Origin of the sequence: Citrobacter sp. Ce006 (assembly GCF_030336535.1) — a bacterium.
In the GTDB taxonomy this organism is placed as follows: domain Bacteria; phylum Pseudomonadota; class Gammaproteobacteria; order Enterobacterales; family Enterobacteriaceae; genus Citrobacter; species Citrobacter europaeus.
Map to the genome: position 1 here is coordinate 879,095 of NZ_JAOWDO010000073.1, position 16,330 is coordinate 895,424.

Consider the following 16,330-nt stretch of genomic DNA (forward strand, 5'->3'; position numbering starts at 1 on the left):
TAAATCACGTATATCCACATGGCTAATCAGTGATGCTGCCGTGTATCTTTATTAGGAGGGATAATTCACAACCACTTGATTTAGAAGAGCTTTATTGATTGAGGTGAAAAAACAGCATCAATAACAGAAGAATGCCTTCACAGCATTCTATCTGCTCAGGTAACCCTTAGATCCCATTCGAACCACTACTTTCGGGTCAGAAAAATTCGTAGTGCCTGGAGTTTTGCACCTAACGCGGTTCGCCGATAAACACGGAACAGATCGAACCATTTGCCACGACCAAGGTAATTAAGCATTAATAGCGCAGGGCGTTTGTAATAACACATAACAAAAATACCCTGATCATCATCAACAATATTATTTCTGAGGGTCTCTTTTTGGCATTCAGTGACTAATGAATAAAACTCTTTCCATTTTTCCTGAGAGCCAACAATAGCGCCACCGATAATATAAATATGATTCCCAATCATAAAGTCAAACACTTGCTTTATTGATGACACAACCAAGCCTTTTTTAATCGTAAAGAGATGCATTTTATTACGATCAAATGGGAAATCCCATACCTTTAAACCGCCAGTGACCTGAGGTTTACGACAATACCCGAAGTCGATCCACGCAACCATCGGAGTATTAACTAAGCCTAAATTAATAGCTTTAGCTACAAAATATGCTTTTAAATTAGTGATCAACACATATTCTGGAGACCAGTATTCAGGGTTACCAAGCTGTCGAGTTTCTAACTTACTCTTAAAGGCATCATCCTGCTGGATTTGTCTAATTTTATTTTTAATATGTTTGAATTTATTATCTAAATCTATAGCTATAATTTTTGTGGGCTTACCTTTGCGTATTTCCGCAATTCTGGCTTCAAACTCAGGCGAAGTAAAAATAACCATATCGTTTTCTAAAGCGGCTAACCGCTTGAAGTAATCAAAATAGACATCAGAAGATCGGGATAGTTTTTCACGGAAGCCTTTATTAACAGTCCACTCCCCCCTACCGATATCAAAATATGCTGTAACAATAGTGGTAGATGATTTCATAGCCATATCAAACCATTAATAAAAAAAATATTATATCACATAGCTTTTGTTTTTGTACATATAATATACATGGGTGGTTATTAAAAAACCGCAATACATTTAAGAATAATTCAATACAGATAATAACCATTAAATAAGCATTCTTATGCAAGTGTTTATAGACCGTCTGCCGAATCGCCATCTTACTTAAGAGGCTGAAGGGATGCCGATGTGATGGTATGATTACAAACATTAGTGTCTGAGATTGTCTCTGACTCCATAATTCGAAGGTTACATTTATGATCATCGTTACCGGCGGCGCGGGCTTTATCGGCAGCAACATCGTTAAGTCCCTGAATGATAAAGGCATCACCGACATCCTGGTGGTGGACAACCTGAAAGACGGCACCAAGTTTGTTAACCTGGTGGATCTGAATATTGCTGACTACATGGACAAGGAAGACTTCCTGATCCAGATTATGGCCGGGGAAGATTTCGGCGATATCGAAGCGATTTTCCACGAAGGCGCATGCTCTTCCACCACCGAGTGGGACGGCAAGTATATGATGGATAACAACTATCAATACTCCAAAGAGCTGCTGCACTACTGCCTGGAGCGTGAAATCCCGTTCCTGTACGCGTCTTCTGCCGCCACTTATGGCGGTCGCACTTCTGATTTCATCGAATCCCGTGAATATGAGAAGCCGCTGAACGTCTACGGTTACTCAAAATTCCTGTTCGACGAGTACGTTCGTCAGATCCTGCCAGAAGCGAACTCTCAGATTGTTGGCTTCCGCTATTTCAACGTCTACGGACCACGTGAAGGCCATAAAGGCAGCATGGCGAGCGTCGCCTTCCACCTCAATACCCAGCTCAACAATGGCGAAACACCAAAACTGTTCGAAGGCAGTGAAAACTTCAAACGTGATTTCGTTTATGTCGGCGATGTGGCTGCGGTAAACCTGTGGTTCCTGGAAAACGGGGTTTCCGGCATCTTTAACCTCGGTACCGGTCGTGCGGAATCTTTCCAGGCCGTTGCCGATGCTACGCTTGCGTATCACAACAAAGGCAGCATTGAGTACATCCCATTCCCGGAAAAACTGAAAGGTCGCTACCAGGCATTTACTCAGGCCGATCTGACTAACCTGCGCGCAGCGGGCTATGACAAGCCGTTTAAAACCGTCGCCGAAGGCGTCACGGAATATATGGCCTGGCTGAACCGCGACGCGTAAGGCAGGCAATCAATGAGGATTCTGGTGGTGGGCCCGTCCTGGGTGGGCGACATGATGATGTCGCAAAGTCTCTATCGCACGCTTAAGGCGCGCTATCCCCAGGCGATAATCGACGTGATGGCACCTGCGTGGTGCCGTCCGCTGCTGTCGCGCATGCCTGAAGTCAACGAAGCCATTGCCATGCCGCTGGGTCATGGCGCGCTGGAGATCGGCGAACGCCGTAAACTCGGTCACAGCCTGCGTGAAAAGCGCTATGACCGCGCCTATGTGCTGCCTAACTCGTTTAAATCAGCTCTGGTGCCGTTCTTTGCTGGCATTCCCCATCGTACCGGTTGGCGTGGCGAAATGCGCTACGGTCTGCTAAACGATGCGCGCGTGCTGGATAAAGACGCATGGCCGTTGATGGTCGAGCGCTATGTGGCCCTGGCTTATGATAAAGGCGTGATGCTGACGGCCAAAGATTTGCCGCAGCCTCTGCTATGGCCGCAGTTGCAGGTCAGCGAAGGCGAGAAATCACTGACCTGTAGTCAGTTTTCCCTCTCTGCCGAACGCCCCATCATCGGCTTTTGCCCTGGCGCGGAATTTGGCCCTGCAAAACGATGGCCACATTACCACTATGCAGAACTGGCGAAGCAATTGATCGATGAGGGCCATCAGATTGTGCTGTTTGGCTCGGCAAAAGACCATGAGGCCGGAAATGAGATCCTGGCGACGCTGAGCGTTGAACAGCAGGCATGGTGCCGTAATCTGGCGGGCGAAACACAGCTGGAGCAGGCCGTCATCCTTCTCGCAGCCTGCAAAGCGGTGGTCACCAACGACTCTGGATTAATGCACGTTGCCGCCGCGCTAAACCGCCCATTGGTCGCATTATACGGCCCCAGCAGCCCGGATTTCACTCCGCCTCTTTCACACAAGGCGCGCGTGATTCGCCTGATTACGGGTTATCACAAAGTACGCAAGGGCGATGCGGCAGAAGGCTATCATCAGAGCCTGATTGACATTACCCCCCAGCGCGTACTGGAAGAGCTCAACGACCTGTTGTTACAAGAGGAAGCCTGACGGATGCGGGTACTGATCGTTAAAACATCGTCTATGGGCGATGTACTGCATACGTTACCTGCATTAACTGACGCGCAGCAGGTCATGCCGGATATTCAATTTGATTGGGTAGTGGAAGAGGGCTTCGCGCAGATCCCATCCTGGCATGCGGCCGTTGACCGCGTGATCCCAGTGGCGATTCGTCGTTGGCGTAAAGCCTGGTTTTCAGCGCCGATTAAAGCCGAGCGTAAAGCCTTTCGCGATGCGGTGCGTTTACGCCAGTATGACGCGATAATTGATGCGCAGGGTTTGGTTAAAAGCGCAGCGTTGGTTACGCGTCTGGCGCGTGGCATCAAGCATGGTATGGACTGGAGCACGGCACGCGAACCCTTGGCTAGCCTGTTTTATAATCGCAAACATCACATTGCCCGGCAGCAGCATGCGGTAGAACGTACGCGTGAGCTGTTCGCCAAAAGTCTGGGATATGCTAAACCGCAGTCGCAGGGTGATTACGCTATCGCTCAGCATTTTCTGAAAGAACGTAATGCTGAGACAGGACAGTATGCCGTATTTCTGCATGCCACGACGCGTGATGATAAACACTGGCCAGAAGCCAACTGGCGGGAGCTAATTGGCCTGTTAAATAACGCTGGCATACGTATTAAACTGCCCTGGGGTGCTCCCCATGAAGAAGCACGGGCCCTTAGGCTGGCGGATGGTTTTTCTTATGTTGATGTTCTTCCACGGATGACTCTTGAAGAGGTCGCTCGCGTATTGGCGGGGGCAAAATTTGTGGTGTCGGTTGATACAGGCCTGAGCCATTTAACCGCTGCGCTGGATCGCCCTAATATTACGTTGTACGGTCCAACGGACCCAGGATTGATTGGTGGGTATGGGAAGAATCAAGTGGTATGTCGCTCAGGAAGTGAAAACCTTTCAGACTTGCATTCTTCGACCGTATTTAGATCAATTAATTGTGAATTTTTGAATAATTGTCTGCCGGTGTCGGAGAAATGATGGCTCTAACAAAGTTTTTTTTAAATGAGAAAAAAAACTGGAAGGTAAACTGGAATAGAGGACTTGTATTTCTTTTTATCGCCACCTATTTCTTAGGTGATATTACACGTTATAAACATTTGATTGTCATACTGATGACAATCACTACGATAGTCTATTTATGCAATAATCCTCGTCATTACATTTCAACTTTTAAAACATTTATTTTTTCAAGTGTATTATTTCTTGTAATCGCTACTTTCGTCTCTTTAATGTTCACTCCTGAACTAAAAGCCAGCCTGAAAGAGATAAACAACTCTGTTGTTGAAAATGTTTTATTATGCACCATTGCGATCCCTGTATTATTAAGAGAAGAAAGCAAAGAAACCATTTCGAAGTTGATATTCTTCTCGTTCCTTACAGCTCTTAGTTTGCGATGCCTTTCAGAACTTGTCCTTTATTATCAGGACTATCAGCAAGGAATCATGCCTTTTACTAATTATCAACATCGCGGAATTTCAGACGCAATGGTATTTTTATTTCCCGCGCTTCTGAATCTCTGGTTACTTAAATCAGCAAAATACCGTATATTATTCCTGACGCTAGGGGCAATTTATACCTTTCTAATTCTCGGAACATTGTCCCGTGGCGCTTGGTTATCGGTATTTATCATCGCTCTTACATGGATAGTTATTTATAAACAATGGCGATTGTGTCTTGTTGGAGTACTCGTCGCCATTGTTGCTCTGACAGTTATTTTTTCACACAAAGATATGTCAGAAAACCTGACAGTTAAATTACAGCAAACTGACAGCTCATACCGCTATACTAATGGTACCCAAGGAAGTGCGTTTGACCTAATCCTTGAAAACCCGGTTATAGGCTATGGCTTTGGTAACAATGCTTATAAGATAGTGTACAACAAGCGTGTTGTTGATTATCCAAACTGGACATTCCGTGAGTCAATTGGGCCACACAACCTTATTCTCTTTGTCTGGTTTGGTACAGGGTTGCTTGGACTTCTGGGATTAATACTGGTGTACACAAGCATTGTGAGAGAGTGCGTCACGCATGCATTTAGGGAGAATTATCACTCCCCATACAATGCTTATATGATAATTTTACTTTCATTTGTCGGTTATTTTATTATTCGCGGTAACGTTGAGCAGATTGAATTAGATCTGTTGGGTATTTTTGCTGGGTTACTGTTAGCCCTGAAGAATAAATAAATCATTAAAAAAGGCTACTTTATGTAGCCTTTTTATCACTCGAACCAGTTACAAATAACCTCTTCAAAACGTTGCGTAACAGCAGACCAGCTATAGTTTTTAAAGACGTATTGCTGCCCTCGTTGGGCCGTATCCGGTAAATCACTTTCCAGCATGACCCTGGTGATATCCTCAGCAATAGTGTCTGCAGTCATCGGCTCTGTTAAGTGATAGCCTGTAATCTTATCTTTAACAAACTCAATCATGCCGCCTCGAGTGCTGACTAATACAGGCCTCCCGGCTCCCATAGCCTCAATTGCCACCATACAAAATGGCTCCTGAAACTGCGAAGGAATCACTACTATGTCTGCCAGTGGATAGTAATAGTGCATTTTCTCGGGAGAGATACTACCCAACATAATGCAATGTGGCTTGAGACGCTCGGCTATCTCCCGCACTTCGCGCTGATAATCACCTTTATCATTCTTACTTACTTCCATGTGATCACCAACGACCACAAGCTTCAGATTTTTGTTTTCATGTTGCAGCTTTTCAAAAGCCTGCAGAAGCAAGAGAACACCTTTATCAGGTACTATGCGTCCAGCAAAAAATACCACCTTGCTTTCTGGGGAAATATTTAATTTACTCTTTGATATGGATTCATAGGACGATTGATAGATATCCAGGTCAATACCATTAGGTACAATAACAATATCAGCTTCAGGAAGATAAGATTGATAATAATTCTTCAAAAACAAACTTGGTACGATCATCTTAACTTTTTGATCGAGCAACTTAGGTTCAAAAGCATTATGCATATGAATCACAACTCTTGCCTGAGGAGCTCGCGAGCGAATTTGTCGATATAGCTTCATACTGTTATGGACAACAATCACACTTTGATCGGTTATCTCAAACTTTTCAGCAACTTTCAGTATGCGCTTTGAATAAGGTACCGGATCCAGTCGGGTCCACTTTTGGAAAATACGCTTATATAACGGACTAAATCCAATGCGATGAATACTGCATCGTTCGTTTACGTAAGAATAATCAGAATATCCTTCATTCCTTATGCAGACAATACGATTAGGGAATTGAGTTCTCTGTGCAACCTGATACATCCAGGTCTCAACTGCTGCGGCACCACGTGGTGGAATAGAATAAATAGGGGTTACAGTAAATATGATTTTATCAATCATAAAGATCACCTTCACATTGTCTTATATTTAATTGCTGCGATCAGGCCTGGAATTATTTTATTTTGATAAAGAAGATGCTTATATTTTTCTCTATATTCATGTTTTTGTTTTGCAACTTGATAAGGCTGATTCTTCCATGGTGACTTCTCATATACTGTGCGGAAAAACTGTGCTGAGGAATAATCAGCCCACTCGTGCCATGGTTTTGTTACACCAGTATAATGAATAAATACTGTCTCTTCATTAATCACTGATTTATAATGATTTTTATTTTTAATTTCAAACTCAGACTTCAATGAGTAAATTGAGTTAAATTTTCTCGGTAATAATACCGCATGATGCAAAAACATAATATTTAAAATATCTTGATCAGGATATTTTACTTTGGAAACTATATTTTCATCTGACAATAGTTCAAAAAATCTCTTCGTCAAACTAGAGTTAAGCCATTGTTGCAAGTTTATATACATGACCCCCGAGTTAAAGTAGTTGCCTTTAAACTCAGGGTTATGTAAACGTTCTGCGCTTTTAGCCTGCATGGAATCAACATCTACTACGACCGCACCATATTCCCCATCAAATTTCAGAGCGGCAAGATCCTCTAAAGAGCCTTTACACGTAATATCAGCATCTAGATATAGCAGTCGATCTAATCGTTCAGAAAAGTAATCAAATGAAAGCAAGCGATAGTATATTGACACTGGCCATATATTTGTTTTAGGCAGTGACACCAACGGTTCAGAATCAATATGATATAGCTTAATAACTGTTTTATACTGTTCTGCTAACTGTGTCAAAAGTGCAATATAATCTTGGTCTAAATAATCCGCAATAATATGAAAGGTAAAATTAATATTACTCTCTTTATTATTTTCAAGGATAGATGCAATAGAGATTGCCGCACCAGTTTGGTAATTTTTATCGATCCCCCATGAAATATTAAAAGTGTCACGATCATCACATGGAGTAACACGTCTGTCTAACTCAATGATATCTTTGAAGTTAGTTAACCTTTTGAAGTCCAATTTAATTACCTTTAATTATTTCAGCTATATTTTTCAGCGGCCAAGTTCTGCATAGTTATGGATGATTTTAGTAATGCACTTAACCAGCAGTTAACCTTTCAACTTGGTCAGATAATAATTAAAGTAGCTATACAGTCCCTGAACGTATAACCCTTGTTTAAATTTATGCTTTGCACAATATCTGAATTGGTTACTATTGGTCGGTTTGAGAAGCGCGACTGAATGCCAGGGCGAGGCCTCTTTCGCAACTAAAAAACTCTTCGATACCGGATAGTTGGACCACTCATGCCAGGGTTTAGTCGGTCCTACATAATGAATGAAGACAGTTTCATTATTAACAGGGTTGACTACTTTATCTTTCAGTTCATAATTAATGCTAAAGCGAGTATTGTATTTACCATTGATAAAAGTTACTTTTCCGGCTAACAACACATTAAGGACATCTTGATCAAGATGAGTTATTCTTTCCACCCATTCTGGAATACGCAACATTTCGATGGCTCGGGAAGAGATATTATTACTGTGCCATGCGTTGATATTGATAAGTAAGAATCCAGCATTAAAGTATCCGGCAGTTAATTCTGGAGTGGCCAGAGTTACAGAACGATTATGCCACCATTCGGAATCTCTTTCCGTTACAACGACAGCGATCTCATCTGCGGAAAACTTATAATCGACCAGTTCTCGTACACAACCCTGGCAAGCAATATCAGCATCAAGGTATAATAATTTATCTACCTTATTATAGAAATAATCTGCAATAACAAAACGGAAGTATGTTGCATAAGTCCAATTTTTGGTACTAGGTAAGTCTTTTAATTTATTGCAATCAATTAGGTAGACTTTGATACAGGATTGATATTGTTTAGCCAGATCGGAGAATCTGGCTTTATCACTCTCATCGAAATAATCAGTAAATATATGAAATGTGAAATCGATTTTTTTATTCGACAATAATATAGAGGCTATTGAAACGCCGCAGCCAAATAAAAAATTCCTGTCAATACCATAACCGATATTAAAACACTCTGCAGAAGTATTTTCCCGAAAATCGTACTCAAAAACAGAAAGGATAACTTCTTTATCACTAAATTGAGACATTTGACTCTTACCAATTTTTGAGAAATAGACCACGTTCTCACATGCCCTATTCCAAATAGTTCAGGATAAATTAATCACAGAGATTTACGAATTGTTCTTTCGCGTATTTTATTAGCTTTAACCTGTGCTTCATTGAACAAATCAGCCTCCTGGCTTAGGATGCTTTTCAATGGCAATTCGCAATAGACGCGTAGAAATCTATATATATCACGCTGTGTTAATCCAATATTCATGGATGAAAAATAGAGACCAATCAAGTCTTTGTCGCGCCAGCGTCGAGGAACGGTCGACCGAATTTGAGCACGGTGCAAATCAATCACTGAAATCTTGAGATCGTCCTCATGCCCTGAAAAAGGAAGATGTAATAAAAAGTGGCAAATATAGCAATCGCGATGATTGATACCTCCAGCATGCATCTTACGCACCATGGTGGCAACGCGATCAATAATCATACGCTTCACTTTCACATCGGGAGAATTTGTGGCCCATTCCGCACAGTAATCTTCCAGACTGATGGTTGGAGTGAGATCCTCAGTAATAATAAACGAGGTTTTAGTCAGTGGATTCAATCCTTTCTCACCAAATCCCACCCCTGTCATTGTATCCACGCCCAATTGACTCAGGCGATGAATAGCATTCCATTCTCTATCAGCACCTAATACTGGCATGCGTAATGAAAGTAGATTTTTAACAATCTCCTTCAGAGAAGTGCCTCTGTGCCATTTTAAAAAATAGCTTTTACCCGCTAGTTCAAATCGTAGCGTACGGCGAGTTTCCAGCTCTCTGAATACTTCACCTTGTAAATTTTTAACTTCTTCAAATGCATCTTTCCCGCGCCATAATGTGGCTAACGGTTCTTTTAATTCAACCATCTAAACCACCCGTAATCATATCCGCTGCTTTCTCCGGTAGGCTGTATAAATCTTGCGTATCCGCATAGTTTCGCGCATTTTCCCTCCACTCAGAACACAATGAAGGCTCTACCAGCGCTTTACGTAAGACTTCATTCAGCGTTTCTTGCCGGAATGGTTCTGCAATTGCCATACCACAGTTAGCATCAACAATATAATGCGCGTAACCGCATACAGCTGTGGTCAAAACCGGCAGCCCTGCAGTGATTGCCTCTAGTAGCACAATGCCTGCCGCCTCCTGATAAGCCGGATGCATCAATAAATCAGCCGCAGCCATTAATTCTGCAACATCATTACGGCCTGAATAGAAATGGACATTACTGCGTACGCCAAGTTTTTCCGCCAACGCCTCAAATTTTCTCGGTTTGTCTTGTCCAACAACAAACAGTAGCGTATTGGTTCGAAGAGTTTCTGGTAATGATGCCAACGCGCGAATTGAACGATCCACACCTTTACGAGTGAAATCAGAGCCTACCTGTAATAAAAGATTTTGTTGCTCTGTTATACCGTTTTTCTGGCGAAAAACTTCATGGCTATTCGGGATCTGCTGACTATACTTTCTGTCCGGATAAATCCCGGGAGGAAGAATATGAAATCGCTCAGCTTCTGTCTGATAATGCTTCTGAAAATCAGCAATCTGCTTATCAGTTAGCATTAATAGCTGCGTCGATTTACCCTGCTCAAACGTCGCACGCTCAAACGCTGCATAGTGCCGATATCGTGAAGTTAACCGATAGAGGAAACCTTTTTCTTGCGCCACTTTCTCGGCATAGCAAACGTCAGCAGCATAGTAGATATCCAGGCCCGGCATTTTATTAAAACCAACAAGCCGATCGACAGGATGCTGAAGTAAATGTGCCTGGACCCAGGAATAATACTCCGCATTGCGGCCATGGTTTGTCCGGGACTTTACCGGTACAAGAATTAATTCAAAAACGTCAGGACACTCACCTTCCCAGGACTGCGTGTAGACACGAACATGGTGACCTCGTGCCGCTACAGTTTGCGCAATGCGCATAAAATCACGCTGTAACCCACCGAATGGGAAGTATTTATACAAACAGAAAGCAACAATCATACGGGACTCCCCGCTTGTGGCGGCACAAGTCTACCGGGTAATAGTTTATCGACAGCAGCAATAACATCGTCAGCGGGAATCACCGAAAGATACATTTCATTGCGATCGCGCTGCTCACGTGGTGGCATCGGACGGTAATCACCAGCCCAAAATTGAATCATCTGCTTTGACCATGGTCGCCAAAAATTATGATCCGTTGCGCCAAACAGGCATATCAATGGTGTATCAACCGCAGCAGCAATGTGTCCGGGAGCAGAGTCCACCCCAATAAACAACTGGGCATGATCGATGACTGCTCCTAGCTCTGGGAAGCTCATCTTTCCGGCCAACGCAGTAACGGGCTTTTCTTTGCAACCTTGTGCAATTTCATTCACGCAAGCCAGATCGTCTGCGCCTGGGCCAGAGGTCAGAACTACCTCCAGACCACGCTGGTGTAAGGCGTCAATTACCTGTGAAAACTTTTCGTTATTCCAACACTTGAAGCGTTGACGTGCCGTCGGTTGAATAACAACGTATTCATCACCAACCCCAGCCCGATTTAATTCTGTGCGCATACGTTCCCAACTATCCGGAGGATAGCTCATTGTGGTATGCGTAACAGTCGAGTTAAGTTTCAACGGGGCCAGCACAGACAGATTACTTTCCACCACATTTTCTCCGCTCAGCGGAGCCAGACATGTAAAACTATTTTTCCAAAAAGAAGATTGCCGATGAGCATAATCCTGAGAGATTTTAATCTGCGCATTCAGTAGCCGCATCAATATCGCGACGATCCACTGGTCGGTAAGGTTTACAACTAAATCATACCCATTTGCGCGTAACGTTGTGGCCAGGTGCATGAAATTAGTAATTTTGTCGGTTACTTTTGTCTTTTTATTTTTAATACCATAAAGGGCATTAATTTCTGGGTTTTCCGACAAAATTGGGATGGTATCCTGATAAAGAAGCACGTCGATTTTCGCTTCAGGATAGTTCTGCTTTAGCGTACTAATGACAGGAGTTGTTAACAACATATCTCCGTGAAAACGCATTTTTATGACCAGAATTCTATTAATTGGCTTATCCACAAGCGGCTCTTTTATCGTGAGTGTCCGGTAAAGTTAAGCAGAAAAAAGCACGCTACCGCCCCAGGCTCAACAGCTACCTGATTACTGATATCGCACTGATTTTTTACGCGCTAGTGTATCACTTCTTTCGCCATGTTCCGACTCGAATAATTCTTGCACAACCAATATCATTAAGCCATATAAATCAATAAATTACCATGTCAAGACCTTTTGATTTTAAGCTCTCTGGCTCGACTAAACCTGAAAATATCAACAGATATCGTAAAGATGCAAAAGATGTTTGCACCCAAGGTAATCCCCGCCTGAGACGCTATTTAATTTAAAAATAGGAAAAGTATTGGTAAAGCCACAACTAAATACATAGAATCCCCAGCACATTCATAAGTCAGCTACCATTATGCTCGAATTGCTTTACACCGCCCTTTTCTACCTTATTCAGCCTCTGATCTGGATACGGCTTTGGGTGCGCGGACGTAAGGCTCCGGCCTACCGTAAACGCTGGGGTGAACGCTACGGCTTTTACCGCCGTCCGCTTAAACCAGGCGGCATCATGCTTCATTCAGTTTCAGTAGGCGAAACGCTGGCAGCTATCCCATTAGTCCGCGCTCTGCGACATCGTTATCCCGACTTGCCGATCACGGTAACCACCATGACGCCAACCGGTTCCGAGCGCGTACAATCCGCTTTTGGCACTGACGTTCAACACATTTATCTGCCGTACGATTTACCGGATGCCCTGAACCGTTTTCTGAATAAAGTTGACCCCAAGCTGGTGTTAATTATGGAAACAGAGCTGTGGCCAAATCTGATCGCGGCGCTCCATAAGCGCCACATCCCGCTGGTTATTGCCAACGCACGTCTTTCAGCTCGTTCAGCTGCTGGCTACGCTAAATTAGGGAAATTTGTTGGCAGGCTGCTGCGTCGTATCACCTTGATTGCCGCCCAGAACGAAGAAGATGGCGCACGTTTTATTGCGCTTGGCGCCAGAAGCAATCAGGTCACCGTCACCGGTAGCCTGAAGTTTGATATTTCCGTCACGCCGCAACTGGCCGCAAAAGCAGTCACATTACGTCGTCAATGGGCGCCTCACCGCCCGGTATGGATTGCAACCAGCACCCACGACGGCGAAGAAAGCATTATCATTGCCGCCCATCAGGCATTATTAAATCAGTTCCCGAATCTTTTACTGATTCTGGTTCCCAGACATCCGGAACGCTTCCCGGATGCTATTAACCTCGTACGCCAGGCTGGGCTAAGCTATACCACACGCTCTTCGGGCGAAGTTCCGTCATCGGGTACTCAGGTTGTGATCGGCGACACCATGGGCGAGCTGATGCTACTGTACGGCATTGCCGACCTCGCTTTTGTCGGCGGTTCACTGGTTGAACGTGGTGGACACAATCCACTGGAAGCCGCGGCACACGCCATTCCTGTATTAATGGGACCGCATACTTTTAATTTTAAAGATATTTGCGCCCGCCTCGAACAGGCAAGCGGATTGATCACCGTCACCGACGCAACTACGCTGGTGAAAGAGGTCTCTTCTTTACTGACCGATGCAGATTATCGTAATTTTTATGGCCGTCACGCAGTTGAAGTTCTGTATCAAAATCAGGGCGCGCTACAGCGTCTGCTGCAGCTGCTGGAACCTTATCTGCCACCCAAAACGCATTGAGGCAAGTCATGCAAAAACGGGCGATTTATCCAGGAACCTTTGATCCCATTACTAACGGCCACCTCGATATTGTGACGCGTGCAACAAGCATGTTCGATCACGTAATCCTGGCCATTGCCGCAAGTCCCAGTAAACAGCCGATGTTTACTCTGGAAGAGCGCGTTGAGCTGGCGCAACAGACAACGGCGCATCTTGGCAATGTCGAAGTTCTGGGATTCAGCGATTTGATGGCAAATTTTGCCCGCGATAATCAGGCTAATATTCTGATCCGTGGCCTGCGTGCGGTAGCCGATTTTGAATATGAAATGCAGCTGGCCCATATGAACCGTCACCTGATGCCACAACTGGAAAGCGTCTTTTTGATGCCATCTAAAGAGTGGTCATTTATCTCATCGTCGCTGGTGAAAGAAGTTGCCCGCCATCAGGGTGACGTGACGCATTTTCTGCCGAAAAACGTCCATCAGGCATTATTGGGTAAACTGAAGTAATACGTCTGGCCGGATGAGACGTATGCGACCTCCGGCCAATAACGGTGTTATTTCTGACAGCGACGGCAGTAGAACGTTGTGCGCTGGGCGTGTTTTGTCGCAATGATTGGCGCGCCGCACGCGCGACAGGGTTCACCTTCTCTCCCATAGACTTGCAGCTCCTGGGCAAAATAGCCCGGCTTACCGTCACTTTGCAGGAAATCCTTCAGCGTGGTGCCACCCTGCTCGATAGAACGCAGCAAAACCGCCTTAATGACGCGCACCAGCAGTTCACACTCGTCCTGCGACAAAGATGACGCCAGACGGTCAGGATGGATGCCAGCCGCAAACAGCGACTCGCTGGCATAGATGTTACCCACCCCCACCACCAGCTTGTTATCCATCAGCCAGGGCTTAATCGCAGTTTTCTTCTTCGCACATTTCTGCTGCAAATAACCAGCGTTGAAATCATCGCTCAGCGGCTCAGGACCAAGGTGAGCGAGGACATTATGCCCATCCAGCTCTTTAGCCCACAGCCATGCGCCAAAACGGCGTGGATCGGTATAGCGCAGGACTTTGCCGTTGCTCATCACCAGGTCAACGTGGTCATGCTTTTCTGCCGGAAGTTCTTCAGGGAGGATACGCAAACTACCCGACATCCCCAGATGAATGATTACCCAGCCATCCGATAGCTCCAGCAGCAGGTATTTCGCGCGCCGCTGTACGCTCAGAACGGGTTTATCACTCAGACGATAGATTTCCTCAGATACCGGCCAACGCAAACGACCGTTACGCACCGTCGCGTGCATAATCGTTGCCCCCACCAGATGCGGCTCAATACCGCGGCGGCTGGTTTCGACTTCAGGTAATTCAGGCATAGTATCTCCGGCGATGTATCAGGTCACATTAATATGGGGACGGCCAGAAAACAAAAAACCCCGCCGAAGCGAGGTTTTTTATTACATCAAAGCGAGAATTATTTGATTTTCGCTTCTTTGTAGAGAACGTGCTGACGGACAACTGGATCGAATTTTTTCAGTTCCAGTTTTTCCGGCTTAGTACGTTTGTTCTTCGTAGTGGTATAGAAGTGACCAGTACCAGCAGAAGAAACCAGCTTGATTTTCTCACGAATACCTTTAGCCATGATTTATTTCCTCTTAGTACTTAGTACTTTTCGCCACGGGCACGCAGTTCAGACAGAACTGTTTCGATGCCTTTCTTATCAATAACACGCATACCTTTAGCAGATACACGCAGGGTGACAAAACGCTTCTCGCTCTCAACCCAGAAACGGTGAGAGTGCAGGTTAGGCAGGAAACGGCGTTTAGTCGCGTTCAGTGCGTGGGAACGGTTGTTACCGGTCACCGGACGCTTGCCAGTAACTTGGCAGACTCGGGACATGTCTATTCTCCAAAAATCAAATTAGCTCGAGCTTCGTATGGGGTATCGGCGCCTCGTCAGGCTTTACAGCCCGGTCATCGCATAGTTCTAAGTGAACTCTCGATTGCCAGGCCCAAATGCCAAACCCGAGATTCTCAAAGGTGGCGTAGTATACGCTGACCCGGCGTTATGCTCAAGTCCCGAACAGACAAAGATCCCGATGGATCGCGTAAAGTGCGTTAAATCCAACCGCGTTCCGCAAAAGAAACGTACTCTCCGCGCCCAATGACCAGATGATCTAGCACCCGGATATCCATGAACTGACAGCATTTCACAACACGCTCGGTGATGAGTTTATCTGCTTTGCTCGGCTCTGCACACCCCGAAGGGTGATTATGTGCAAGGATCACCGCCGAAGCATTCATTTTTATCGCTTCACGGACAATTTCTCGTGGATGCACCTCAACGTGGCTTAGCGTACCGGAAAAAAGTTTGCTGTGCTTAATCACACGGTGTTGAGAATCCATAAAGATCACAAAAAAGATCTCGCGTTCCTCTTGCGAGAGCTGACTTTGCAGAAATTCGCGCGCCATTTCCGGGCTAAGTATCGCGCGCTCCTCTATCACCCGTACGTTGTAATAACGCCTTGCCAGCTCCGCTATTCCCTTCAGTTGCGCGTACTTCGCGATACCGATGCCCTGAACGTAGCTGAAATCCAAGTAATCAGCAGACAACAGGCCATACAGCGAATCAAAATGCTGAAGCATCTCTTTCGCCAGCGTAAGCACATCTTTACCCAGCATCCCGGTGCGTAAAAAAAGAGCCAGTAGCTCAACGTCGGTCAGCGAACTGGCCCCCTGCGCCAACAGCTTTTCCCGAGGCATTATACGTCCTGTATTTCCCATGCTTTTCCTCTCCTTTAGCGTGCGCA

17 protein-coding genes are annotated in these 16,330 nt (G+C 45.0%); 6 read left to right on the forward strand and 11 right to left on the reverse strand.

Annotated features, from left to right (window positions below; translation table 11 throughout):
- Positions 1 to 185: 185 nt before the first annotated feature.
- Positions 186 to 1,043 (reverse strand): protein YibB, encoded by an 858-nt coding sequence (gene yibB, locus OGV94_RS22790; RefSeq protein ID WP_199995074.1) that lies wholly within the window; start codon positions 1,041 to 1,043, stop codon positions 186 to 188.
- 278 nt (positions 1,044 to 1,321) lie between these two features.
- On the opposite strand from yibB, the gene rfaD reads away from it, so the two are divergent.
- The 4 genes from rfaD to rfaL are packed head-to-tail and all read left to right on the forward strand — an operon-like array spanning position 1,322 to position 5,517.
- Positions 1,322 to 2,254: an ADP-glyceromanno-heptose 6-epimerase gene (rfaD, locus tag OGV94_RS22795; RefSeq protein ID WP_043018732.1), complete on the forward strand. Its 933-nt coding sequence runs from the start codon at positions 1,322 to 1,324 to the stop codon at positions 2,252 to 2,254.
- 12 nt (positions 2,255 to 2,266) lie between these two features.
- On the forward strand, positions 2,267 to 3,313 hold the full coding sequence (gene rfaF, locus OGV94_RS22800; RefSeq protein ID WP_043018733.1) for an ADP-heptose--LPS heptosyltransferase RfaF: 1,047 nt from the start codon (positions 2,267 to 2,269) through the stop codon (positions 3,311 to 3,313).
- A gap of 3 nt (positions 3,314 to 3,316) precedes the next feature.
- Positions 3,317 to 4,309, forward strand: coding sequence for a lipopolysaccharide heptosyltransferase RfaC (gene rfaC, locus OGV94_RS22805; protein WP_043018734.1), 993 nt, complete (start codon positions 3,317 to 3,319; stop codon positions 4,307 to 4,309).
- Positions 4,309 to 5,517, forward strand: coding sequence for an O-antigen ligase RfaL (gene rfaL, locus OGV94_RS22810; protein ID WP_286524546.1), 1,209 nt, complete (start codon positions 4,309 to 4,311; stop codon positions 5,515 to 5,517). The genes rfaC and rfaL overlap by 1 nt, the downstream gene beginning before the upstream one ends.
- A 35-nt stretch (positions 5,518 to 5,552) precedes the next feature.
- On the opposite strand, the gene OGV94_RS22815 is transcribed toward rfaL, so the two are convergent.
- From OGV94_RS22815 to rfaQ, 6 genes are all read right to left on the reverse strand, one after another.
- Entirely contained in the window at positions 5,553 to 6,695 is a 1,143-nt protein-coding gene (locus OGV94_RS22815) for a lipopolysaccharide N-acetylglucosaminyltransferase (RefSeq protein ID WP_075145476.1), read from the reverse strand.
- A gap of 11 nt (positions 6,696 to 6,706) precedes the next feature.
- Complete coding sequence (locus tag OGV94_RS22820; protein WP_043018736.1) at positions 6,707 to 7,720, reverse strand: glycosyltransferase family 8 protein; 1,014 nt, start codon at positions 7,718 to 7,720, stop codon at positions 6,707 to 6,709.
- A gap of 90 nt (positions 7,721 to 7,810) precedes the next feature.
- Entirely contained in the window at positions 7,811 to 8,821 is a 1,011-nt protein-coding gene (waaO, locus tag OGV94_RS22825) for a lipopolysaccharide 3-alpha-galactosyltransferase (RefSeq protein WP_140389866.1), read from the reverse strand.
- A gap of 74 nt (positions 8,822 to 8,895) precedes the next feature.
- Positions 8,896 to 9,693 (reverse strand): lipopolysaccharide core heptose(I) kinase RfaP, encoded by a 798-nt coding sequence (rfaP, locus tag OGV94_RS22830; protein ID WP_043018738.1) that lies wholly within the window; start codon positions 9,691 to 9,693, stop codon positions 8,896 to 8,898.
- On the reverse strand, positions 9,686 to 10,810 hold the full coding sequence (locus OGV94_RS22835) for a glycosyltransferase family 4 protein (RefSeq protein ID WP_075145473.1): 1,125 nt from the start codon (positions 10,808 to 10,810) through the stop codon (positions 9,686 to 9,688). Before OGV94_RS22835 ends, rfaP begins: the two co-directional genes overlap by 8 nt.
- Positions 10,807 to 11,877, reverse strand: a complete 1,071-nt coding sequence (gene rfaQ / locus OGV94_RS22840; RefSeq protein ID WP_286524469.1) for a lipopolysaccharide core heptosyltransferase RfaQ — start codon at positions 11,875 to 11,877, stop codon at positions 10,807 to 10,809. The genes OGV94_RS22835 and rfaQ overlap by 4 nt, the downstream gene beginning before the upstream one ends.
- A 397-nt stretch (positions 11,878 to 12,274) precedes the next feature.
- Here rfaQ and waaA point away from each other — a divergent pair, with 397 nt between their 5' ends.
- Positions 12,275 to 13,552: a lipid IV(A) 3-deoxy-D-manno-octulosonic acid transferase gene (waaA, locus tag OGV94_RS22845; RefSeq protein WP_043018741.1), complete on the forward strand. Its 1,278-nt coding sequence runs from the start codon at positions 12,275 to 12,277 to the stop codon at positions 13,550 to 13,552.
- An 8-nt stretch (positions 13,553 to 13,560) separates the two neighbouring features.
- Complete coding sequence (gene coaD, locus OGV94_RS22850; protein WP_286524471.1) at positions 13,561 to 14,040, forward strand: pantetheine-phosphate adenylyltransferase; 480 nt, start codon at positions 13,561 to 13,563, stop codon at positions 14,038 to 14,040.
- 47 nt (positions 14,041 to 14,087) lie between these two features.
- On the opposite strand, the gene mutM is transcribed toward coaD, so the two are convergent.
- The 4 genes from mutM to radC all read right to left on the reverse strand — a co-directional run bounded on the left by mutM (position 14,088) and on the right by radC (position 16,304).
- Positions 14,088 to 14,897: a bifunctional DNA-formamidopyrimidine glycosylase/DNA-(apurinic or apyrimidinic site) lyase gene (mutM, locus tag OGV94_RS22855; protein WP_043018743.1), complete on the reverse strand. Its 810-nt coding sequence runs from the start codon at positions 14,895 to 14,897 to the stop codon at positions 14,088 to 14,090.
- 98 nt (positions 14,898 to 14,995) lie between these two features.
- Entirely contained in the window at positions 14,996 to 15,163 is a 168-nt protein-coding gene (gene rpmG / locus OGV94_RS22860; RefSeq protein ID WP_003024094.1) for a 50S ribosomal protein L33, read from the reverse strand.
- 20 nt (positions 15,164 to 15,183) lie between these two features.
- The gene (gene rpmB / locus OGV94_RS22865; protein ID WP_003024071.1) at positions 15,184 to 15,420 is read right to left on the reverse strand and encodes a 50S ribosomal protein L28; all 237 of its coding nucleotides are present in this window, start codon (positions 15,418 to 15,420) and stop codon (positions 15,184 to 15,186) included.
- A 218-nt stretch (positions 15,421 to 15,638) separates the two neighbouring features.
- The gene (radC, locus tag OGV94_RS22870; protein ID WP_047407836.1) at positions 15,639 to 16,304 is read right to left on the reverse strand and encodes a RadC family protein; all 666 of its coding nucleotides are present in this window, start codon (positions 16,302 to 16,304) and stop codon (positions 15,639 to 15,641) included.
- Between the last annotated feature and the right edge of the window lie 26 nt (positions 16,305 to 16,330).